Source organism: Ornithinibacter aureus, assembly GCF_009858245.1.
Taxonomy (GTDB): domain Bacteria; phylum Actinomycetota; class Actinomycetes; order Actinomycetales; family Dermatophilaceae; genus Fodinibacter; species Fodinibacter aureus.
In genome coordinates this window covers 314463-335564 of the sequence record NZ_VMSB01000001.1, presented here as the reverse complement: position 1 = coordinate 335564, position 21102 = coordinate 314463, and the positions used below count along the sequence as shown (strand labels likewise).

19 protein-coding genes are annotated in these 21102 nt (G+C 71.8%); 6 read left to right on the top strand and 13 right to left on the bottom strand.

Annotated elements, in window-relative coordinates:
• Nucleotides 1–16: 16 nt before the first annotated feature.
• The 7 genes from C8E84_RS01650 to C8E84_RS01620 form a co-directional block, all read right to left on the bottom strand.
• The gene (locus C8E84_RS01650; RefSeq protein ID WP_159898909.1) at nucleotides 17–700 is read right to left on the bottom strand and encodes a prepilin peptidase; all 684 of its coding nucleotides are present in this window, start codon (nucleotides 698–700) and stop codon (nucleotides 17–19) included.
• Nucleotides 697–1518, bottom strand: a complete 822-nt coding sequence (locus C8E84_RS01645) for a shikimate dehydrogenase (protein WP_159898907.1) — start codon at nucleotides 1516–1518, stop codon at nucleotides 697–699. Before C8E84_RS01645 ends, C8E84_RS01650 begins: the two co-directional genes overlap by 4 nt.
• A complete protein-coding gene (gene mltG, locus C8E84_RS01640) occupies nucleotides 1515–2684 on the bottom strand; it encodes an endolytic transglycosylase MltG (RefSeq protein ID WP_159898905.1) in 1170 nt (389 codons plus the stop codon). Before mltG ends, C8E84_RS01645 begins: the two co-directional genes overlap by 4 nt.
• On the bottom strand, nucleotides 2681–3199 hold the full coding sequence (gene ruvX / locus C8E84_RS01635) for a Holliday junction resolvase RuvX (RefSeq protein ID WP_159898903.1): 519 nt from the start codon (nucleotides 3197–3199) through the stop codon (nucleotides 2681–2683). The genes mltG and ruvX overlap by 4 nt, the downstream gene beginning before the upstream one ends.
• Nucleotides 3199–5889, bottom strand: coding sequence for an alanine--tRNA ligase (gene alaS / locus C8E84_RS01630; protein ID WP_159898901.1), 2691 nt, complete (start codon nucleotides 5887–5889; stop codon nucleotides 3199–3201). Before alaS ends, ruvX begins: the two co-directional genes overlap by 1 nt.
• A 143-nt stretch (nucleotides 5890–6032) precedes the next feature.
• Nucleotides 6033–6389: a hypothetical protein gene (locus tag C8E84_RS01625; RefSeq protein WP_159898899.1), complete on the bottom strand. Its 357-nt coding sequence runs from the start codon at nucleotides 6387–6389 to the stop codon at nucleotides 6033–6035.
• Nucleotides 6389–6751, bottom strand: a complete 363-nt coding sequence (locus C8E84_RS01620) for a DUF948 domain-containing protein (protein ID WP_159898897.1) — start codon at nucleotides 6749–6751, stop codon at nucleotides 6389–6391. The genes C8E84_RS01625 and C8E84_RS01620 overlap by 1 nt, the downstream gene beginning before the upstream one ends.
• Nucleotides 6752–6839: 88 nt before the next feature.
• Here C8E84_RS01620 and C8E84_RS01615 point away from each other — a divergent pair, with 88 nt between their 5' ends.
• Entirely contained in the window at nucleotides 6840–7052 is a 213-nt protein-coding gene (locus C8E84_RS01615) for a type II toxin-antitoxin system VapB family antitoxin (RefSeq protein WP_159898895.1), read from the top strand.
• Nucleotides 7049–7468 (top strand): type II toxin-antitoxin system VapC family toxin, encoded by a 420-nt coding sequence (gene vapC, locus C8E84_RS01610; RefSeq protein ID WP_159898893.1) that lies wholly within the window; start codon nucleotides 7049–7051, stop codon nucleotides 7466–7468. The genes C8E84_RS01615 and vapC overlap by 4 nt, the downstream gene beginning before the upstream one ends.
• A gap of 24 nt (nucleotides 7469–7492) precedes the next feature.
• On the opposite strand, the gene C8E84_RS01605 is transcribed toward vapC, so the two are convergent.
• Nucleotides 7493–8878: a replication-associated recombination protein A gene (locus C8E84_RS01605; RefSeq protein ID WP_425495939.1), complete on the bottom strand. Its 1386-nt coding sequence runs from the start codon at nucleotides 8876–8878 to the stop codon at nucleotides 7493–7495.
• A gap of 113 nt (nucleotides 8879–8991) precedes the next feature.
• Here C8E84_RS01605 and C8E84_RS17725 point away from each other — a divergent pair, with 113 nt between their 5' ends.
• The 3 genes from C8E84_RS17725 to C8E84_RS01590 are packed head-to-tail and all read left to right on the top strand — an operon-like array spanning nucleotide 8992 to nucleotide 13100.
• Nucleotides 8992–10092 carry an aggregation-promoting factor C-terminal-like domain-containing protein gene (locus C8E84_RS17725; RefSeq protein WP_211675340.1) on the top strand — a complete coding sequence of 367 codons (1101 nt, stop codon included), beginning with the start codon at nucleotides 8992–8994 and terminating at the stop codon, nucleotides 10090–10092.
• Between the two features lie 33 nt (nucleotides 10093–10125).
• A complete protein-coding gene (locus tag C8E84_RS01595; protein ID WP_159898889.1) occupies nucleotides 10126–12333 on the top strand; it encodes an MMPL family transporter in 2208 nt (735 codons plus the stop codon).
• On the top strand, nucleotides 12330–13100 hold the full coding sequence (locus C8E84_RS01590) for a GNAT family N-acetyltransferase (RefSeq protein WP_159898887.1): 771 nt from the start codon (nucleotides 12330–12332) through the stop codon (nucleotides 13098–13100). Before C8E84_RS01595 ends, C8E84_RS01590 begins: the two co-directional genes overlap by 4 nt.
• Nucleotides 13101–13109: 9 nt before the next feature.
• On the opposite strand, the gene aspS is transcribed toward C8E84_RS01590, so the two are convergent.
• Nucleotides 13110–14903 (bottom strand): aspartate--tRNA ligase, encoded by a 1794-nt coding sequence (gene aspS / locus C8E84_RS01585; RefSeq protein ID WP_159898885.1) that lies wholly within the window; start codon nucleotides 14901–14903, stop codon nucleotides 13110–13112.
• Nucleotides 14904–15135: 232 nt separating this feature from the next.
• On the opposite strand from aspS, the gene C8E84_RS01580 reads away from it, so the two are divergent.
• The gene (locus C8E84_RS01580) at nucleotides 15136–16677 is read left to right on the top strand and encodes a hypothetical protein (protein ID WP_211675339.1); all 1542 of its coding nucleotides are present in this window, start codon (nucleotides 15136–15138) and stop codon (nucleotides 16675–16677) included.
• A 19-nt stretch (nucleotides 16678–16696) separates the two neighbouring features.
• Here the strand turns inward: C8E84_RS01580 and C8E84_RS01575 are convergent, their stop codons facing one another.
• From C8E84_RS01575 to pyrG, 4 genes are all read right to left on the bottom strand, one after another.
• On the bottom strand, nucleotides 16697–18214 hold the full coding sequence (locus C8E84_RS01575) for a M1 family metallopeptidase (protein WP_159898883.1): 1518 nt from the start codon (nucleotides 18212–18214) through the stop codon (nucleotides 16697–16699).
• A 62-nt stretch (nucleotides 18215–18276) separates the two neighbouring features.
• Nucleotides 18277–18732, bottom strand: a complete 456-nt coding sequence (locus C8E84_RS01570; protein WP_159898881.1) for a YchJ family protein — start codon at nucleotides 18730–18732, stop codon at nucleotides 18277–18279.
• Nucleotides 18729–19364, bottom strand: coding sequence for an NUDIX domain-containing protein (locus C8E84_RS01565; RefSeq protein WP_159898879.1), 636 nt, complete (start codon nucleotides 19362–19364; stop codon nucleotides 18729–18731). Before C8E84_RS01565 ends, C8E84_RS01570 begins: the two co-directional genes overlap by 4 nt.
• Nucleotides 19357–21069 (bottom strand): CTP synthase, encoded by a 1713-nt coding sequence (gene pyrG / locus C8E84_RS01560; RefSeq protein ID WP_246197027.1) that lies wholly within the window; start codon nucleotides 21067–21069, stop codon nucleotides 19357–19359. The genes C8E84_RS01565 and pyrG overlap by 8 nt, the downstream gene beginning before the upstream one ends.
• Nucleotides 21070–21102 lie beyond the last annotated feature (33 nt).

Below are 21102 nucleotides of genomic sequence, written 5' to 3'. Positions count from 1 at the left end.
TCCTGTCACGCGATGCTCAGCCGCCCGACAGCACGGTCAGGATCCGGGATGTCGCCGCGATGCCCACCCAGGCCCCGAGGCACATCGCCGGCCCGTACGCGATCGACGACTTCAGGCCTGCCCTGCCGAGCACGAGCAGCGCCGCAGCGGCCACCCCGCCGATGAGGAACCCGGCGGCCAGCCCGATGACCAGGTGGGCTGCGCCGAGCCAGCCGAGCAGCGCACCGATGAGGGGCGCCAGCCGCACGTCTCCCCCGCCGACACCACCACCGGGCAGCACCGCCAGCACGAGGTAGACCAGTCCCATGACGACGAACCCGACGACGGCGCCCAGCCAGCGCCGGTCCCCGGATGCGAGGGACGCGACGGCCAGGAGCACGAGGATGCCCCAGCCGGTGGGGACGACGAGGCCCACCGGGAGCCGGTGCACGTCGAGGTCGATCCAGATGAGGCCGACGGTCAACCACGCGAAGAGCAGGTAGGCCGGAAGCGCCGCCCAGCCCGCGAGGTCACCGACGGCCAGGGCCGCCACCGCCGACAGCGCACCGCACAGCAGCCCGGGCCACCAGTTGCGCCCCACCGCGCGCTCGGCGTCGTCCTCGGGGATCCGGTAGCCGCCCGTCGCGAGCCGCTGGCCGGTCAGGTGGCCGACCACCCCCATGACCAGGGCGCAGCCTGCGACGACCCACCAGGGGGTCATCGCGCCGCCAGGGCCGCCCGACCTGCGGCGGCCATCTCGGCCACCGGGGCATCGTGCCCGGTGAAGAGACGGAACTGCTCCGCTGCCTGGTGCACGAGCATGTCCAGTCCCGACACCACCGTCATCCCGGCGTCGGCCGCGGCTCGCGCCGGGGGTGTCGGCCAGCCGGCATAGACGACGTCGAGCAGGATGCCGTGGTGCACCGTCGGGACCGTGGCGGCGACCGCCTCGGCAGCCGTCGCGGGCAGGGTGGAGACCACGACGTCGTCCCGCGTGCTCACCCACGGCCCGAGGTCGGCCACCGAGCCGTTGCGGATCCCGATGTCGAGGCCGAGCGCCCAGCTCAGCAGGTCGGCCGCCTTGGCCGTGTCGCGGGCCCGCACGGTGAGGGTGGTGATGCCGAGCCCGGCCATGGCGAGCACGGCAGACCGAGCGGTCGCACCGGACCCGAGCACCAGCGCTCGGGTCGCTCCGTCGGGCAGGTGCGGCCGCAGCGCCTCGATGATGCCCATGACGTCGGTGTTCGTCGCATCCCACCCTCCGTCGGCCCGTCGCACCAGGGTGTTGACGGCACCCGATCGGCTGGCCACGGCATCCACCGTCGTGGCCAGCGCACCGGCGACCTGCTTGAGCGGCATCGTCAGGGACAGGCCGCGCCAGGAGGCGTCCAGGCCGTCGACGAACCCGGGAAGTGCGTCGGCATCCACCTCGTGGGCGGTGTACTCCCATCCGGTGAGCCCGGCCGCGAGGTACCCGGCCCGGTGGATCACGGGCGACAGGGAGTGAGCGATCGGTGAGCCGAGGACGGCTGCCCTCACAGCCCGCAGTCCTTGGGCTTCTCGTTGCAGTACGCGGTCAGCTCGCGCACGTTCCTGTTGTGGTCTTCCAGGGTGACCCCGTACTTGGTCTCCCCGGTGATGGGGTTGACGGCGACGAAGAAGAACCACGGGCCGTCCGCGGGGTTCGCGGCAGCGTTGATCGACGCCGCACCGGGGTTGCTGATCGGGCCCGGAGGCAGGCCGGGGATGAGCCGGGTGTTGTACGGGTTGCTGGCGTCATTGAGCTCGGCCGAGCTGGGGAACAACGACCTGCGCTGAGCCCCGTAGGACACGGCCGCATCCGACTGGAGCAGGCCGTAGGTCGGCTCCCCGTCGGTTTCCAGCCGGTTGAGGAACACCCGGGCGATCTTGGGCCGGTCCTCGTCGAGCTTGGCCTCGGCCTCGACGAGTGAGGCCAGGATGAGCACGTCCTTGCGGTCCTTGGTGGCCACACCTGCGGCGTCGAGCACCTTGACGGTCTGGGCGACCATGGCCGCGAGCTGCTCGGCGGCGGTGGAGTTCTCGGGGAACTCGTAGGTCGAGGGGGCCAGCCAGCCCTCGACGTTGCCCTCCGCCTCGGCGGGCAGTCCGATCGCCTTGGCGTCCTTGGCGGCGGCGGCGTACTCCTTGACCGGGATGCCGGTCGACGCCGACAGCACCTCGAAGGTCTCGGTGGCCCACAGCCCCTCGCGCACCGTCGTCCCCGAGGTGATCCGGTTGGCCGGGTCTGCGAGGACAGCGAACGCCTCTGCTGCCGTCATCCCCTTGAGCAGGGTGTACCTGCCGGGCTGGATGGCGGCGGCCCGCTCGGGGTCGGAACGTGCGACGTCGATGTAGGCACCCCTGGTCTTGACCACGCCGGCGTCCCGCAGCGTCGTCGCGATGTCCTCTCCGGTCTCCCCCGGGGAGACGACGATCTCGACCTCGCCCTCGCCGGGTCCCGGGAAGTCCGCGCTCTCCGAGCCGCCGAAGTCGAACACCGAGGCCACCACCGGCTTGATCACGCTCACGGCGGCCCACGCGGCACCGCCGAGCAGGGCGAGGGCGATGAGCAGCACGAGCCAGCGTCGGTTCCTGCGCTGTGGCTGGCGGCGGCGCGCACGGAGCCGCGTGGGCGGCGGTTCGGGCTCACCGAAGATCGTGTGGGAGACGTCGCCCTGCGTCACGGCTTGGCATCCTTCGTCCGTGGCTTGCGCCGTCCGATCCGGACCTGTTCCCCGGGTGGGGATCCGGTGGTGCGCTGGGTGTCCAGGGCGTTCTGGAGGATGAGCACCGCGGCGGCCTGGTCGACCACCGCGCGCTGTCGCCGACCGGAGACACCGCTGTCACGCAGCGTGCGGTGGGCATCGACGCTGGTCAGGCGCTCATCGACGAGGCGCACCCACACCGGCGCGATGCGCGCCGCAACGACGGAAGCATACTGGCGCGCCTTCGCGGCGCTCGGACCCTCGACACCGGACATCGACCGGGGCAGTCCGACGATCACGCCGACCGCGCCGAGCTCGGTGACGAGGTCCGCGATCGAGGTGACGTCCGGGTCCTGCGGCGACACGGCGGCATCCGGGTCCCGCGCAAGCGTCGCCACCGGGGTTGCGAGGATGCCGTGCGGGTCGCTTCGGGCGACGCCGACCCGCACGGTGCCGACGTCGACACCGACCCAGCTCCCGGACGGCTCCGGCATCAGCCGGCGAGCTCCCCGACGCGCCACTCCACGGCGGACAGTGCCTCGCCGACCTTGGCGACGTCCTGCCCACCGCCCTGGGCGATGTCGTCCTTGCCGCCACCGCCGCCGCCGAGGGTCGTGGCCGCCACCCGGACGAGCTCACCGGCCCGGATGCCGCGGGAACGGGCCGCCTCGTTGGTCGCCACGACGACGACGGGACGCCCCTTGGCCGCGCCCGTGATGGCGACGACGACGGGGCCTTGGTTGCCCAGGCGTCCCCGAAGGTCCATGACCATCGTGCGCACGTCGTCAGCACCGGAATCCCCGGCGTCGTGGCCGAGGAAGGTGACCCCGTTGACGTCGCGGGCCTGCTCGGTGAGGTTGCCCGCGGCCGCCGCCACGGCCTCCTTGCGCACCCGCTCGAGCTCGCGCTCGGCCTCCTTGAGACGAGCCACCATGGCCCCGATGCGGTCGGTCAGCTCGTCGGGCCGTGCACCGACGAGGCCGCTCAGCTCGGCGACGATCGCCCGCTCCCGCGCCAGGTGACGCAGCGCGTCCATGCCGACGAAGGCCTCGACGCGCCGCACGCCGGACCCGACGGAGGACTCACCGGTGAGGGTGAGGGCACCGACCTGGCTGGAGTGCTGGACGTGGGTACCGCCACAGAGCTCACGGCTCCACTCGCCGCCGATCTCGACGACCCGCACGTCCTCGCCGTAGGTCTCACCGAACAGCGCCAGGGCACCGATCTCGCGTGCCTTGGGCAGCGGCATGTACGTGGCCGAGACGGGCAGGTCACGACGGACCGCCAGGTTGGCGACCTCCTCGATCTCGCTGCGGGTGGCCGCCGACAGGGCCTGGCCCCAGGCGAAGTCGAGTCGCAGGTAGCCGGGCTTGTTGTACGACCCGGACTGCAGGGCCGAGGGGCCGAGCACCTGGCGCAGGGCCGCGTGGACGACGTGGGTGCCGGAGTGGGCCTGGCAGGCCGAGAGCCGCCACTCGGGGTCGACCTGGGCCAGCACGCTCGTGCCGGTCTGCAGGCCACCGGTCACGACCTCGACGGTGTGGGCGATGAGGCCCTTGACCGGCCGCTGGACGTCGATGACCTTCAGGTGCACACCGTCGGCCGTGATGATGCCCTCGTCGGCGATCTGACCGCCTGACTCGGCGTAGAAGGGGGTGCGGTCGAGCACGACCTGGCCCTGCTGACCGGGTGCGATCTCCTGCACGGGTTCGCCGTCGACGACGAGGCCGATGACGGTGGCCTCGCTGGTCAGCTCCTCGTAGGCGCGGAAGTCGGTCGCGCCGCCGGCCCGCAGGTCGCGCCAGACCTCGGTGTTGGCGTGCCTGGCCTTCTTGCCCTTGGCGTCGGCCCGTGCGCGTTCCCGCTGCTCGCGCATGAGGCGGGTGAACCCGTCCCGGTCCACCTCCAGCCCCTGTTCGGCGGCCATCTCCAGGGTGAGGTCGATGGGGAAGCCGTAGGTGTCGTGCAGCGCGAAGGCCTGCTCCCCCGCGAGCGTGGAGCCACCGGCCTCCTTGGTGCGGGCGACGGCCGTGTCGAGGATCGTGGTCCCCGCGGCCAGGGTGCGCCGGAAGGCGTCCTCCTCTGCGTAGGCGATCTGGGCGATCCGGTCGAAGCCGGTGGCCAGCTCGGGGTAGGAGTTCTGCATGCGCTCGAGCGAGACCGGCAGCAGCTCGGGCAGGCACGGGTCCTCGTAGCCGAGCAGGCGCATGGAGCGCACCGAGCGACGCAGCATCCGGCGCAGGACGTAACCGCGGCCCTCGTTTCCGGGGGTCACGCCGTCGCCGATGAGCATGAGCGCCGAGCGCACGTGGTCGGCGACGACCCGGAGCCGGACGTCGTCGGGGTGGCTGGAGCCCGCGGACTGGCCCGAGTGCTCGCCGTAGCTCTTGCCGGTCATCTCGGCCGCCCGGGCGATGACCGGGTAGACCTCGTCGATCTCGTACAGGTTGTCGACGCCCTGGAGCAGGGTGGCCATGCGCTCCAGACCCATGCCGGTGTCGATGTTGCGCTTGGGCAGCGGGCCGGAGATGTCGAAGTCGTCCTTGGCGCGGACCGCCGAGAGCTCCTCCTGCATGAACACCAGGTTCCAGAACTCGAGGTAGCGGTCCTCGTCGACGGCGGGGCCACCCTCGAGCCCGTACTCCGGGCCACGGTCGAGGTAGATCTCGCTGCACGGGCCACCGGGGCCGGGGACCCCCATGTGCCAGTAGTTGTCGAGCTTGCCCCGCCGGGTGATCCGCTCGGCGGGAATGCCGATCGTGTCGCGCCAGATGGCGAAGGCCTCGTCGTCGTCCTCGTAGACGGTCGGCCAGATCTTGTCGGCGTCCAGGCCGTATCCCCCCTCGGCCTGCGAGGTGGTGACCAGCTGCCAGGCGAGGGTGATGGCACCCTCCTTGAAGTAGTCACCGAACGAGAAGTTGCCGTTCATCTGGAAGAACGTGCCGTGCCGGGAGGTCTTGCCGACCTCCTCGATGTCCCCGGTGCGCACGCACTTCTGCACACTGGTCGCGCGGTCCCACAGCGGGGTCTCCTGGCCGAGGAAGTACGGCTTGAACGGCACCATCCCGGCGTTGACGAACAGCAGGTTCGGGTCGTCGTGGATGAGCGGCGCGGAGGGGACGACGGTGTGGCCGTTCTTCTCGAAGAAGGCCAGCCAGCGGCGCCGGATCTCAGCGGTTTCCATGTCTTCTCAGTCCTTGGGAGTCATCGGTGCCACCGGGGTGCGGGCACGCGTCATCGTATGCCGGGATGCTCTCGGCGGCGTTCGGTCGGGCGTCGGGTCGGGGTCGCGGTCGGCTCGTCCCGCGCGGCGGGGGCCGGCGGCCCCTACGGAGCTCGCTCGCCCGTGGGGTCGAGCAACAGTGCCTTGGCCTCGTCCGGGGTCAACGAGCGCCCCGGGTCCTTCGCCCCCAGCGCGGCTGCGGAGTGGGTGCGCGGGCGGCGGTCGTCGTCCCAGCCGGCGGTGACGTCGAGCCCGGGGGTGCTGACACCGCTGGCGTGGCGCGGAGCGCGGGTCGTCGCGTCGGCCAGAACGGCCACCTCGATGGCCTCGCGAAGCTCGGCCTCGCGCCGGGCCGAGGCCTCCTTGACGGTGGCCACGAACCGCTGGGTCGCCGGCATCCGCCACACGGCGTAGCCGACCCCGACCGCCGCGGCTGTCAGCACCACGGTGCGCAACCTCATCAGCGAGCCTTCTTCAGGCCCGATACGGCCGTGCGCACGCCGTAGCTGAAGGCCGCCACCTTGATCAGCGGTGAGCCGACGGTGGCCGCGGCCACCGAGGTCAGCGCCGAGGCGTTGGTCGTCATCGTCGACACCGAACTCGTGATCGTGTCGACCCGCGTGAGCTGGTCGTTGGTGAGGGTCACCGTGTCCGTGAGGCCCTTGAGCGTGGGCTGCACGTTCTCGCTCGTCGTGCGCAGGCTCGCCGCGGTCTCGTCGAGGATCGTGCTCGCACGCCCCAGCAGTGCGGCCAGCCGAACCACGAGGTACGCGAACGCGAGCGCGGCGATGATCGCGGCAATTCCTCCGAGCGTCCATTCCATGGGCGCGACCCTATCGCGCGGCGCCTTCCCGAGCGACGCCCACTCCGTGTACACCTGTCATACACATCGCGAGGTGTACGATTGGTGTATGACGCGTCACCGCACCAACATCGAGCTCGACCTCGACGCGGTCGAGGTGATCATGGCTCGCTACGACCTGCCCACGAAGACCGAGGCCGTGAACCTCGCCCTGCGCACGATGGCGGGGAGGAAGCTCAGCAAGCAAGAGGTCCTGGCGATGTACGGCGCCCGACTCGTCGACGAGGTCCCCGCGGACGTGGGTCCACGGGGTGAGTGGTGACGGTCCTGGCGGACACCTCGGCCTGGATCGAGTTCGACAACGGCACCGACTCCCCTGCTGCGCTGCGGCTCCGGTCACTCCTGACGGCGCCGGGCACCGTGACGGCCGCCTACACCGAGCCCATCCTGATGGAGTTCCTCGCGGGCGCGCGCTCGACGTCTGCGCAGCAGCGGTTGCGCGCGCTTCTGGACGTCGCCCAACTCCTCCCCCTCGCCCAGAGCATCGACTTCGAGGAGGCGGTGCGGATCTACCGACAGTGTCGTTCCGTAGGAGTGACACCGCGGGGCCTGGTCGACTGCCTCATCGCGGCAGTGGCGCAACGCACCGGGGCGTCCCTGCTCTCCCACGACCTCGACCTCGCCCGCATCGCCGAGGTCATCGGCATCCCCCTGGACGAGGCCTCGCTGCGCCCCTGAAACAGGGGAGCACACGAGGCCGCGTCAGCGTCCGAGGCGGCCCTTGAGCCAGGTCCAGCGTTCCTGCAGGCGCGCCTCGAAGCCCCGGTCGCTCGGGCGGTAGTAGTCGGTGGTGCCCGCGAGGTCGTCGGGCAGGTACTGCTGAGCCGCGACGGCATCCGGTTCGTCGTGGGCGTAGACGTAGCCCTTGCCGTGCCCGAGTCGGGCCGCCCCGGCGTAGCCGCTGCCCCGCAGGTGCGCCGGCACCGGGCCCCCGCGGCCGGCCCGCACGTCGGCGATGGCCTCGTTGATGCCCACGTAGGCGGCGTTGGACTTGGGCGCCATGGCGTTGTGGACCACCGCCTGCGCGAGGATGATCCGCGCCTCCGGCATCCCGATCTGCGCGACGGCGTGCATGGCCGCAACGGCGGTCTGCAGTGCGGTCGGGTCGCCGAGCCCGACGTCCTCGGACGCCGAGATGACGATGCGCCGCGCGATGAAGCGGGGGTCCTCGCCCGCCTCGAGCATCCGCGCGAGGTAGTGCAGCGCGGCATCGACGTCGGAGCCGCGCATCGACTTGATCAGGGCCGACGCCACGTCGTAGTGCTGGTCGCCGGTGCGGTCGTAGCGAACGGCGGCGTGCGCGACGGCCTGCTCGCACTGCGCCAGGGTGATGGGCAGGACGTCCGGGCGCGGCGCGCCGGGCGCCACGGCATCCTCGGTGACTCCCGCCGCAGCCTCGAGGAAGGTCAGGGCCCGGCGGGCGTCGCCACCGGCCAGGCGCACGAGGTGCTCACTGGCGTCGTCGTCGAGGCGGTAGGCGCCGGCCAGCCCGCGCTCGTCCGCCACAGCACTCGCGAGGACGTCGGCGATGTCGTCGTCGGTGAGGGGCACGAGCGTCACGAGCATCGAGCGGGACAGCAGGGGTGCGATCACCGAGAACGAGGGGTTCTCCGTCGTCGCGGCGACCAGCACGACCTGGCGGTTCTCGACACCGGGGAGCAGGGCGTCCTGCTGGGCCTTGGTGAAGCGGTGGATCTCGTCGAGGAAGAGCACCGTCTGCCGGCCGTACAGCTGGCGCGCCCGGGTGGCCTGCTGCATCACGGCCCGCACGTCCTTGACCCCGGCCGTGACCGCCGACAGCTCGACGAACTCGCGATCGGCCGCCGTCGCGACCAGGTGTGCCAGCGTGGTCTTGCCGGTGCCCGGCGGGCCCCACAGGATCGCCGAGAGCGGGCCGGCCGCGCCCGCGCTGCCCTCGATGAGCCGGCGCAACGGGCTGCCCTGTCGCAGCACCTCCCCCTGCCCACGCACCTCCCTCAGGGTGCGCGGCCTCATGCGCACGGCCAGGGGCGCGATGGATGCCGGGTGGTCGGCTCCCGCCGCGTCCGCGGCTGCTGCGCCGAACAGGTCGGTGTCCTCGAGGCTCACGGTCGTGAGGGTATCCGGCGCCACCCACGCCGGATTCATCGCGCGCAGCGGGTCGTCGTGGCAATCCCGCAGATCTGGGAGACACCGGGCGGATCTCGGGGGATGATTGCCTGATGAGACTTTCGCTGCGGACCCGGGCGGGCGTCGTCGCCGTGCTGGCCGCGGCGGTGGCCCTCGCCGTGCCTGCTGCCGCGGCCTCAGCGACGGCTCCCTCCCCCGGACCGACCGTGCCGAGCGCCAGTGAGGTCACCCAGGCCGAGGCGAAGGCAGCGGCGGTCGCCGAGGAGGTCGCCGAGATCACCGCCGAGGTCGAGAAGGCCGAGGCCCGGCTCCTGATCCTCCAGCGGGCGGTGTCCGAGGCCGTCGCGGCGCACGAGCAGGCCGAGAAGGACCTCGCTGATGCCGAGGACGCCGTCCGGCGGGCAACGGTCGACCTGGCCCGAGCCAGGAACGAGAGCGCGGCTGCTGACCGGGCACTGTCGGGCAGCGCGGCCCTGATGTACATGCAGGGCAGCGACCTGCAGAGCCTGACCACGTTACTGCTCTCACCCCCGAACGTGATGTCCGACCTGTCCATCGTCATGGACCACCAGGCCACGGGGGCCCGCGAGACCGTCGATGCAGCGAAGCTGGCTGCCGCCGACGCGAAGCGCCAGGAGTTCCTCGTGACGTCGACCCGCGACGGCGAGGCAGCCCTGCTCGCGACCGCTGCGGCGACCCGCTCCGCCGCCGAGAAGGCCGCCGAGGAAGCCGGCAAGGAAGCCGCCGAGCTGGGCGAACGCCAGGAGGCGCTCAGCGAGCGCCTGGCCGAGCTCGAACAGGGAGCGGCCGACCTCGCAGGACTGCGGGAAGCGGCGGCCGGTCTCGGCGGGACTCTGATCGGTGTGCAGGCCTCAGGGACCAGTGCCCGGGCCTCGCAGGAGATCGCCCGCACCATGGTGGCCGACCGCGGGTGGGGCCCCGGGGAGTTCACCTGCCTCGTGACGCTCTGGCACCGTGAGTCCGGCTGGAGCTGGAGCGCGACGAACCCGAGCTCGGGGGCGTACGGCATCCCCCAGTCGTTGCCCGGCTGGAAGATGGCCAGCGCCGGCAGCGACTGGCTCACCAACCCCGCGACCCAGATCAGCTGGGGGCTCGGCTACATCGAGGATCGCTACGGCAGCCCGTGCCGGGCCTACGAGGCGTTCCTGTCCCGCTCCCCCCACTGGTACTGAGCCATCCGGGCGCGCTCTGGCAGGCTGTGCCGCATGAGCAGGAGCGCCCGACACGGCAGCCCGGCCCTGGAGCGGTGGGGGCGCCACGTCGCCCGTCGCGCCAAGGCCATCGTCATCTTCTGGCTGCTCTTCATCGTCGTCGGGTTCGCCGTGGCCCTGGGCGCCACCGGCACCCCCAGCCTGTTCAGCCGGCTCGACAGCGGAGAGATCGTCGTCGCCGGCGAGAACCAGGACGGGCGTGACCTGCTCGCCCAGGGTGGCGGCAGCGGCTTCAGCACCTACACCCAGACACTCACGGGAGTCGACCTCAGCGACCCGGCCGTGGCGAGCGCCGCCGCGTCCGCCGTCCAGAGCCTGTCCGCCATCGAGCACGTCGAATCCGCCGTCAACCCCTTCGTCGTGCCGGGCGGCCCGACCACCCCTGACGCGTTGCGGTTCGTGCTCGACGGCGACCCGGCATCCGGCGGGTTCGCGACGGTGGTCACCTTCGACGAGGGCAACACCGCCGAGCAGGAGGCCGCCGCCACCGACGAGGTCGACGCGGTGTTCGACAGCCTCGCCGAGGACACCGGCGCGACCGGGGACCAACGCGGCGGCCTGCGCGCCCTCGTCGACCGGATCATCGAGCAGGTCAAGATCGACGGCCAGCGCGGTGAGGGCATCGCCCTTCCGGTGAGCTTCCTCGTCATGGTCGTCGTCTTCGGTGGGTTTCTCGCCGCGGGCTTCCCGGTGCTGGGCGCCATCGCCTCGATCGCCGGTGCCCTGGCCTCGCTGCTCGGGCTGTCCTACCTGCTCGACCTCGACGCCTCCGTCGTCAACGTCGTCACCGTGCTCGGGCTCGGTCTGTGCATCGACTACGGGCTGCTGGTCGTCTCCCGCTTCCGCGAGGAGATGCGTGCGCTCCTGCAGGGCGCCCCGGTCGCCGACGCCACGCACGCGCAGGTGGTCGCGGCCACCGCGGCGACGATGAACCGGGCAGGACGCACGGTCATCTTCTCCGCCCTCACGGTCGCCATCTCTCTGTCCGGCCTGCTCGTCCTGCAGATCCCGTTCATCCGCGCGGTGAGCGTGGCCGGTGTCTCGGTCGTGCTCATCGCCCTGGCCGTCGCGCTGACCCTCATCCCGGCACTGTGCGTCCTCGGGGCCCGGCGCCTGCTCAAGCGCGGCACGGAGACCGCCGCGGACGTCGGCGTGTTCTCGCGCCTGGCCGAACGCGTGCACCGGATGCCGTGGGTCGTCATCGCGGCCGTCTCGGCGGTGCTCGTCGTCATGGCCCTCCCGGCGCTGCGCCTCGAGCTCACCTCGTCCGGTCCCGAGCTGCTGCCCGTCGGCACCCCCGAGCGCACGTTCTACGAGGACTTCCGGGCGGGCTACCCACTGCTCGCGGGCGCCGAGGTGCTGCTGGTGAGCCGTGCCCCGGTCTCCGAGGTGCAGGCCTGGGCCGAGACCGCCGCCGCCGACCGGCCGGGGGTGGAGTCCGTCGACCCGGCGCGCGAACTCGGCAACGGCGTCGTCACGCTCGGCTTCCAGACGGGTGACTCCGGCACGGGCGAGGCCTCGCGTGCCCTCGTCGACTCGCTGAGGAGTGATCGCGCCCCGTTCGACGCCTACGTCGTCGGTCAGGCCTCGGGCATCGTCGACTTCCGCGCCACCGTGGCCGACCGGGCACTGTGGGCCGCGGGGTTGGTCGTCCTGGCCACGCTCGTGCTCCTCTTCCTCATGACCGGCTCCGTGGTCATCCCCATCAAGGCACTGGTCATGAACGTGCTCTCCCTGGGGGCGGCGCTCGGCGTCACCGTGTGGATCTTCGAGGACGGCCACCTCGAGGGGTTGCTCCGCTTCGCCTCGACCGGCGCGCTGGAGAACACCATCCCGTTGCTCGTGCTGGCCTTCGGGTTCGGCCTGTCGATGGACTACGAGGTCTTCCTGCTCTCGCGCATCGTCGAGCTGCACGAGCAGGGGCACGACACCCGCAGCGCCGTGACCCTGGGCCTGCAACGCTCCGGTCGCATCATCACCTCGGCCGCTCTCCTCATGGTCATCGTCTTCTCCGGGTTCGCCGCGGGCGACCTGCTGATCATGAAGCAGATGGGGGTGGCGCTGGTGCTCGCGATCGTCATCGACGCCACCCTCGTGCGCATGCTCCTCGTCCCGGCCACGATGTCGGTGCTCGGCTCGGCCAACTGGTGGGCCCCCGCACCGCTGCGGCGCCTCCACGAACGATGGGGCATCACCGAATGACGTCGGTTCGCACCCTCACGACGTGCGCCGAGTTCGAGGAGGCGACCTCACGGCATCCGGTCGCGGTCCTCGACGTCGGCGCCGGGTTCGTCGGGCCCGCCTTCGCCGTCGACCACGAGGGCCAGACCTCGGCACTGTTCCACCGTCGCTCCGACCACGGGGTCCCCGGCACCTCCGCGATCGCGACCGAGGGCGGCCTGGCGATCCTGCTCGACGACCCTGCGGTGCGGGCGTTCGTCACGGGCGAGGGGCACCGCCACCTCAGCGTCCCGCGTGGCCTCGTCCGGCTCGTCGAGGAACGGCTCCACCTCGGCACCCGCGGCGGCGAGTGGGACTGGATGTGGACCACCAGTTCTCCCGCACCCGTGCCGGGCGAGGACCACGTCGTCGTCCTCGACCCCTCCAGCAAGGCGGAGGCCGAGGCCTTCCTCGCGGCCCACAGCCCGCGCACCCACGGCCAGCCCTTCGCCCGCCGGCACCAGTACTGGGTGGGCGTGCGACACCCGGGCACCGGCACCCTGCTGGCCACCGGGTGCAGCGAGCCGTGCGCGGCCGGCACCCCCACCCTCGCCGGGATCGCCGTCGACGCCTCGCAGCGCGGCCGGGGGTGGGGCGCCGCGGTGACGGCGCACCTCACCCGCCGTGCCGTCGAGCAGACCGGGGCCTGCGCGCTCGGCATGTTCGCCGACAACGACTCGGCCCGACGCGTCTACGATCGGCTCGGCTTCACCACCGGCATGCGCTGGACCAGTCGCTGGTTCGGCTGAGCGAACCCGTCAGGCAGACGGCTCGGATGCCGGGGGTCGGCTGTCGATCCCGGCCTCCTTGCGCTGTTCCGGGGTGATCGGGGCCGGGGCCTCGGTGAGCGGGTCGTAGCCGCCACCGGACTTCGGGAAGGCGATGACGTCGCGGATGCTGTCGAAGCCGCCGAGCAGCATGACGATGCGGTCCCAGCCGAAGGCGATGCCGCCGTGCGGCGGCGCACCGAACGCGAAGGCGTCGAGGAGGAAGCCGAACTTCTCCTGGGCCTCCTCACGCGACAGGCCCATGACCTGGAAGACGCGCTCCTGCACGTCGCGGCGGTGGATACGGATCGACCCGCCGCCCAGTTCGTTGCCGTTGAGCACCATGTCGTACGCGTACGCGAGGGCCGGCCCGGGGTCGGTGTCGAAGGTGTCGAGGAACTCCGCCTTCGGCGAGGTGAAGGCGTGGTGGACGGCCGTCCACGCGCCCGAGCCGACCGCGACGTCACCGGCGGCAACCGCCTCGGACGCCGGCTCGAACAGCGGCGCGTCGAGGACCCAGAGGAACTCCCAGGCGTCCTCGTCGATCAGGCCGCAGCGCTTGCCGATCTCCAATCGGGCGGCGCCGAGCAGGGCCCGCGAGGATCGGGTGGGCCCGGCCGCGAAGAAGACGCAGTCACCGGGCTGCGCACCGACATGCGCGGCGAGGCCCTCGAGCTCGGTCTCGGAGAGGTTCTTCGCGACGGGTCCGGTGAGTGTGCCGTCCTCCTGGACGAGCACGTAGGCCAGGCCGCGGGCGCCGCGCTGCTTGGCCCACTCCTGCCACGCGTCGAGCTGCTTGCGTGGCTGGCTCGCTCCGCCCGGCATGACGACGGCGCCGACGTACTCGGCCTGGAAGACCCGGAACGGGGTGTCCGCGAAGTACTCGGTGCACTCGACGAGCTCCTGGCCGAAGCGCAGGTCGGGCTTGTCGGAGCCGAAGCGACGCATCGCCTCGGCATAGGTCATCCGCGGGAAGGGGGTCGGCAGGTCGACGCCGATGAGCGTCCAGATCTCACGGATGACGGCCTCGCCGAGCTCGAGCACGTCGTCCTGCTCCACGAAGGACATCTCGATGTCGAGCTGGGTGAACTCGGGCTGGCGGTCGGCGCGGAAGTCCTCGTCGCGGTAGCAGCGGGCGATCTGGTAGTACCGCTCCATCCCGGCGACCATGAGCAGCTGCTTGAACAGCTGCGGGCTCTGCGGCAGCGCGTACCAGGAGCCGGGTGCCAGGCGCGCGGGCACGAGGAAGTCGCGGGCACCCTCGGGGGTGGACCGGGTGAGGGTCGGGGTCTCGATCTCGACGAAGTCCCGGGCCTCGAGCACTCGCCGGGCGGCGGCGCTGACCTTCGAGCGCAGGCGGATGGCGTGACCCGCCGACCCGGCGCCCGGGCGGCGCAGGTCGAGGTAGCGGTGCTTGAGACGGGCCTCCTCGCCGACGGTGACGCGCTCGTCGACCTGGAAGGGCAACGGCGCCGACTCGTTGAGCACCTCGATGGCGCGGGCGACGACCTCGACCTCACCGGTCGGCAGGTCGGGGTTGACGTTGCGGTCCTCGCGCGCGGTCACCTCGCCGGTGACCTTGACGACGTACTCACTGCGCAGGTCGTGGGCGGCCCCGGTCAGCACCTCGTCGCGCGCGACGACCTGCACGACCCCGCTGGCGTCGCGCAGGTCGATGAAGGCCACGCCCCCGTGATCACGCCGCTTCGCCACCCACCCGGTGAGGGTGACGGTCTGGCCGGTGTGGGCGGCACGCAGGGTGCCGGCCTCGTGGGTGCGGAGCACGGGGGATCCTTCTCGGGTCGGGGTGGGGTTCGGTGGAGCCGCCCCAGTCTACGGAGGTCCGGCGTGACCTCCGAACGGGTTGCCCCCGCCCCCTGCCCACGGGCTGCGGGCCGGCAGCAGGCAGTGCTCGAGCAGCGGCCCCCGTCCCGACGGGTGGCGCACGAGGGCCGACGCCGCGATGAATCCGTGTCAGGGTGGTGGGGCCCTGTTGCCCCGACCGTGAGTCCCTGACATGAACCAGCCGCTCCCCCGCCGCACCGCCCTGCGTGCGGCTGCCGTGCTCGTCGTGGGCTCGGTCGGTGTCACGACGTCGGCCTGCACCTCGGACGGCAGCGGGGACGGTCGTCCTGACGACGGCGGCGTCGACGGCGACGCTGATGACCGCTCCACGTCGCTTGTGGTCGCCGCAGACCAGCGTGCCGGAGTCGTCGACGTGCAGGCCTCCCCCCACGAGCAGTCGCTGGCCGCCTCGCGGGCCCTGCTCGACAGCGCAGGTGTCGTCGTCGTGGCCAGCGCTGACACCGATGTCGCGGCTGCTGCCGAGCTGGCCGCCACCCATGCCCTCCCGGTGCTCGTCGCAGGCCCGGGCCTGGCCGCAGAGCTGGACCGGCTCGGTGTGGACACGGTGGTTCAGGTCGGTGCCGGCGAACCCGAGGATGTCGACGCGTCACCAGGTCTGGTCGTCGTGGACGGGTCGGATGCCGCAGCGGTCGCGTCGCTTGCGGGGTTGCCCGCGCACCCGAAGGCACACGGGGCGGTCGTGCTGCTCCAGCCGGGCGGCGACCTCCCCCCAGCCGTGGCTGCCACGGCCGACGCCGCCGGGGCCGACCGCATCACGGTGCAGCACGGCGACGTCCGGGCGACCCCGGATGCCGTCGGCCCGGTGCGCGCCGGGACGGGGCCGATCCTCGCCCTGGGGTCCGACCTGGGCCCAACGGAGCAGGTCGCCCAGCGGGTGCGCACGGTGCGTCGGGCATCGGAACTGCCCGGTGGAGGCTTCCTCCCGTTCCCGGGGCGCCGGATGATCGCGCTGTACGGTCATCCGCAGACCAAGGCCCTGGGGATGCTCGGCGAGCAACGCCCGGAGCAGGCGGTGCGCCGCGCGCGGGCACTGGCGAAGGAGTACTCAGCCCTCAGCAGGGAACCCGTGATCCCGGCGTTCGAGCTCATCGCCAGCGTGGCGTCCCAGGCCGCTGGGGACGACGGCTCGTACTCGCGGCGGACCCCGATCGAGGTGCTGCTCCCCTGGGTCGAGGCGGCCGAGGAGGCAGGCATCTACGTCGTCATCGACCTGCAACCCGGGCGCACCGACTTCCTCACCCAGGCAAAGTTCTACGAACCCCTGCTGCGCCGCCCCTTCGTCGGGTTGGCCCTGGACCCGGAGTGGCGCCTGGAACCCGACCAGAAGCACCTGCGCCAGATCGGCTCGGTCGGGGTTGACGAGGTCAATCGCGTGGGGTCCTGGCTGGCGGCGCTGGTGCGCGAGCACGATCTTCCTGCCAAGGTGCTCACCCTCCACCAGTTCCGTCCGTCGATGATCACCGACCGGGAGCGACTGGACACCACCCTCGACGAGATCCAGTGGCTCGTGCACGCCGACGGGCAGGGCCGTCAGGGTGACAAGCAGTCCACCTGGAAGCGCCTCAGGCGCGACCTGCCCGACGGGGTGTGGCTCGGGTGGAAGAACTTCGAGGACGAGGACCTGCCGATGCTCACGCCGGAGCAGACGATGGCGCAGGTCAGCCCGACACCGTGGTTCATCTCCTACCAGTGAGCCCGACCGGCACCTGCGGCTACGGGAGGCTGGGCTTGGCCGCAGTGGCGAGCCACTCCTGGAAGAACGCGTCGAGGTCCTGGCCGGACACCTCCTCGTACACGGCCTGGAAGTCGGCCGTCGTCGCGGTGCTGTCGTCGTAGCGCTGGACCCAGGTCTGCACGCCCTCGAAGAAGGCCTCGTCGCCGACCGTGAGCCGTAGCGCGTGCAGGGTGCCGGCACCGCGGTTGTAGACCTGCGTCGCGAACAGACCCATCGGGCCCGGGTCGCCGATGGGCAGCGCCCAGTACTCGGGGGTGCGAGCCGGTGCGTACCAGGAGTCGAAGGCGGCCTGGGCGGTGCGGATGCCGTTCTCCTCGTTCCACAGCCAGGTCGCGTAGGTGGCCCAGCCCTCGTTGAGCCAGATGTCCTTCCAGTCCTTCGGGCTGACGGCGTTGCCCAGCCACTGGTGGGCCAGTTCGTGGGCCACGGTGCCCTGGACTGCCTGGCCGGAGTACACCGGTCGGGTCTGGGTCTCGAGCGCGTAGCCGACGCTGTCGTCGTCGACGCTGGAGCCGTACGAGCTGAAGGGGTAGGGCCCGAACCTCGACTCGAAGAAGTCGATCATCCTCGGCTGCAGCGCCAGGCTGGCGTTGGTCGTGGTGCGCCGGCTCGGCGAGAGCTTGGAGTCGACGAAGTCGTGGATGGGCACGCCGCTGGCCGAGTGCGTCACGGGGCGCACCTCGAAGTCGCCCACCGACGCGGTGGTGAGGTAGCTGGCCTGCTCGTCCACGGCATCCCACGACCAGGTCGTGCGCCCGTTGGCCGTCACGGGAGGGCCGTCCGGCAGCCCGTTGGCCACCGCCACCTTGCCCTCTGGAACGGTGATCCGGAACGAGTACGTGGCCTTGTCGCGCGGGTGGTCGCTCACGGGGTACCAGGTCATCGAGCCGTCCGGCTCGCTGACGACGATCGCGCCGTCCCGGGTGGTGTACCAGCCGTAGGGCGCCGTCTCGATGTCGGTCGGGCGAGTGGTGGTGCCCCCGTAGGTGACGACGAGTCGGGCGCGCTGGCCCTTCTTGAGCTTGGGCCGCGGCTGCACGGTGAGTTCCCACCGGCGCGCGGCGTCGTCCTGCACGTGCCAGTAGGCCGCGCCGTCGACCTCGGCCCCGGGGGCGGGTGGGGCGATGCCGGTGGCGGGCTTGCCGTTGATCGTCATCGCCGAGACGCTCATGCCCCGCAGGTCGAGGTTGAACCGATCGAGGTCGGCCGTCGCGGTGAGGTCGATCGTCGCAACCCCGGAGAACTGGCCCTCCAGGGGGGCCGGTGCCGGCGCCGGGGGCGTGTAGTCCACCGCCAGGTCGTAGTGCGAGACGTCATAGCCACCGTTGCCCGCGTAGGGGAAGTACGTGTCCCCCACGCCCGCGGAGCCCGCGGTGAAGCGCGGCTTGCCCGGGTCACCGGGGGCAGCGGTGGCCAACCCGGTGATGCTCACCAGGCTCACGATGCCGACGGCCGTGGCCAGCCCTCGGACGACAGTGGTTCGTGACGCGCTCATGCGGCCTCCAGGCTCGTGGGATGCCGAGTATGGCAGCACGCGGAGCAGGAGAACAGGGCTGGTCAGGCCCTGTCGACGGCTTCGACGTAGAACCACCTGCCGGCGCGACGCTCGAAACGACTGCGCTCGTGCAGCTGCCCTCGCCGCACCGGCCCGTCGTCCGCACTGACCCACCGGGCGCGGAACTCCACGACGCCCTCGGTGTCCTGCGGGCCACCGGCCACGACGTCGAGCACCGTGAGGCCCTCCCACCGGACCCGCGGGTCCGGATCGGCGTCGTCAGTGCGGGTGCGGGGGTGCCAGGTGCGAAAGAGGTGGTCACCGTCGCCGAGCACGTAGGCGGTGTAGCGCGACCGCATGAGCGCCTCGGCAGTGGGTGCCGCCAGCTCACCCGCGACGACCGGCCCGCAGCACGCACTCAGGGCGGCCCCGGCAGGGACGCCGCCGCACGGGCAGCGCCGGTCTGCTGACGGCGTCCGCGCCGCCGTCGAACGGTCCCCGAAGGCTCGCTCGCTCATCCGCGGCGTCGTGGCCGCGTCGGCCAGGGCTCCTCGACCGAGCGCGTGCCGGCCCAGCCGCGCTCGCGCAGCCGCTGAGCAGCCAGGGCCGAGACCATGAGGGTGCCGTTGTGCACGTCGCCGGCGAGGACGGACTCCACGAGCTCGTCGAGCGGGACGCGACGCACCGGCATCCCGAGCTCCTCCCCGTCGCGCTCGTGGCGAGACTCGACCGGGACCTCGGTCAGGCCGCGGGCGAGGAAGACCCGCACGGACTCGTTGGAGCCGCCGCTGCTCGTGTAGTGGTCGAGGAGCAGGTGCCACTGCGCCGCCTCGAGGTCGGCCTCCTCCATGAGCTCGCGCGCGGCGGTCAGGTGCGGTGGCTCTCCGTCGACGTCGAGCAGACCCGCCGGGAGCTCCCACTCGTAGGCGCCGACCGGATGCCGGTACTGCTGGACGAGCACGACACGATCCTGCTCGTCCAGGGCGAGGATGCCGACCGCCCCGGGATGGTCGACGAAGTCCCGGGTCACGACCCCGCCCTCACCGAGGTCGACGTCCTCGGTGACGACGTTCCACACGTGCCCCGTGAAGGAGCGCACGGACGACGGCACGGGCAGCGACGCGAGGTGGTCGCGCAGCTCGTCAGGCATGGGCGTCTGCGGCCTCGTGGTGGCGCGGACGCTCCACCTCGACGAGCCGCGAGGCCCGCTGGGCCTCGATGGCCGCCCCGATGAGACCGGCGAACAGCGGGTGGGCCCGCGTCGGGCGCGACGTGAACTCGGGGTGGGCCTGCGTCGAGACGTAGTAGGGGTGCGCGTCGGCCGGCAGCTCGACGAACTCGACCAGCCCCAGCTCGGGGTGGGTGCCGCTGAACACCAGGCCAGCGTCCTCGAGCTGCTGCCGGTACTCGTTGTTCACCTCGTAGCGGTGGCGGTGCCGCTCGTCGGCGAACGTCGCACCGTACGCACCGGCGACGACCGATCCCTCGACCAGTGCGGCCCGCTGCGACCCCAACCGCATCGTCCCGCCGAGGTCACCGGCGCCCTCGACGAAGGCCTTCTGCTCCTCCATCGTCGAGATGACCGGCGCCGCGCTGTTGGGGTCGAACTCGGTCGAGCTCGCGCCCTCGATCCCGGCGACGTCGCGGGCGTACTCGATGACCATGCACTGCAGGCCCAGGCAGATCCCGAGCGTCGGGACCAGGTGGGTGCGGGCCCAGCGCAACGCGCCGACCTTGCCCTCGATGCCCCGTACGCCGAAACCTCCGGGCACGAGCACGGCATCCACCCCGCCGAGGGCGCGCTGGGCTCCCGCCTCGGTGTCGCAGGTGTCGGAGGCGACCCACCGGATCTTGACCTTGGCGTCGTGGTGGAAGCCACCTGCGCGCAGCGCCTCGGTCACCGAGAGGTAGGCGTCGGGCAGGTCGATGTACTTGCCGACCAGGGCGACGGTCACCTCGTGCTCGGGCTCGTGGACCCGCTCGAGGAGCAGGTCCCAGTCCGTCCAGTCGACGTCGCGGAAGGTCAGCCCGAGGCGGCGGATGACGTAGGCGTCCAAGCCTTCGCGGTGCAACACCTTCGGGATGTCGTAGATGCTGGGGGCGTCGACGGCGGCGGCGACGGCCTCGGTGTCGACGTCGCACATGAGGCTGATCTTGCGCTTGATGGACTCGGGGATCTCGCGGTCCGCCCGCAGGACGAGGGCGTCGGGCTGGATGCCGACCTGGCGCAGGGCTGCGACCGAGTGCTGCGTCGGCTTGGTCTTCAGCTCACCGCTCGGGGCGAGGTAGGGCACCAGCGAGACGTGCAGGAAGAACACCTTGTCCCGGCCGAGGTCGTGGCGCACCTGGCGGGCGGCCTCGAGGAAGGGCAGCGACTCGATGTCGCCGACGGTGCCACCGATCTCGGTGATGATGATGTCCGGTGCGTCGGCATCCGAGACTCCGGGCGAGCCGGCGGCCTGGGCCCGCATGCGCTCCTTGAGCTCGTTGGTGATGTGCGGGATCACCTGGACGGTGTCGCCGAGGTACTCCCCTCGCCGCTCGCGCTGGATGACCCGGTTGTAGACCTGACCGGTCGTGACGTTGGCGCTGCCCTTGAGCGCGACGTCGAGGAAGCGCTCGTAGTGGCCGATGTCGAGGTCGGTCTCGGCACCGTCGTCGGTGACGAACACCTCACCGTGCTGGAAGGGGTTCATCGTGCCGGGGTCGACGTTGAGATAGGGGTCGAGCTTCTGCATCGTCACCCGCAGCCCGCGCGCCCGGAGGAGGTGACCGAGGGAGGAGGCCGTGAGCCCCTTGCCGAGGGAGGAGGCAACTCCTCCGGTCACGAAGATCTGTTTCGTCGTCTGAAGCACCACGGGATTCAACGGTACGTCATGGCGCGGGGG

What these genes read in the sequence shown, in the direction of transcription:
- C8E84_RS01590 (WP_159898887.1), top strand. Translation starts at nt 12,330, where the DNA reads ATGACGTCGGTTCGCACCCTCACGACGTGCGCCGAGTTCGAGGAGGCG.
- C8E84_RS01625 (WP_159898899.1), bottom strand. Translation starts at nt 6,389, where the DNA reads ATGAGGTTGCGCACCGTGGTGCTGACAGCCGCGGCGGTCGGGGTCGGC.
- C8E84_RS01615 (WP_159898895.1), top strand. Translation starts at nt 6,840, where the DNA reads ATGACGCGTCACCGCACCAACATCGAGCTCGACCTCGACGCGGTCGAG.
- C8E84_RS17725 (WP_211675340.1), top strand. Translation starts at nt 8,992, where the DNA reads ATGAGACTTTCGCTGCGGACCCGGGCGGGCGTCGTCGCCGTGCTGGCC.
- C8E84_RS01575 (WP_159898883.1), bottom strand. Translation starts at nt 18,214, where the DNA reads ATGAGCGCGTCACGAACCACTGTCGTCCGAGGGCTGGCCACGGCCGTC.
- C8E84_RS01595 (WP_159898889.1), top strand. Translation starts at nt 10,126, where the DNA reads ATGAGCAGGAGCGCCCGACACGGCAGCCCGGCCCTGGAGCGGTGGGGG.
- C8E84_RS01580 (WP_211675339.1), top strand. Translation starts at nt 15,136, where the DNA reads ATGAACCAGCCGCTCCCCCGCCGCACCGCCCTGCGTGCGGCTGCCGTG.
- alaS (WP_159898901.1), bottom strand. Translation starts at nt 5,889, where the DNA reads ATGGAAACCGCTGAGATCCGGCGCCGCTGGCTGGCCTTCTTCGAGAAG.
- ruvX (WP_159898903.1), bottom strand. Translation starts at nt 3,199, where the DNA reads ATGCCGGAGCCGTCCGGGAGCTGGGTCGGTGTCGACGTCGGCACCGTG.
- C8E84_RS01620 (WP_159898897.1), bottom strand. Translation starts at nt 6,751, where the DNA reads ATGGAATGGACGCTCGGAGGAATTGCCGCGATCATCGCCGCGCTCGCG.
- C8E84_RS01650 (WP_159898909.1), bottom strand. Translation starts at nt 700, where the DNA reads ATGACCCCCTGGTGGGTCGTCGCAGGCTGCGCCCTGGTCATGGGGGTG.
- C8E84_RS01565 (WP_159898879.1), bottom strand. Translation starts at nt 19,364, where the DNA reads ATGCCTGACGAGCTGCGCGACCACCTCGCGTCGCTGCCCGTGCCGTCG.
- C8E84_RS01570 (WP_159898881.1), bottom strand. Translation starts at nt 18,732, where the DNA reads ATGAGCGAGCGAGCCTTCGGGGACCGTTCGACGGCGGCGCGGACGCCG.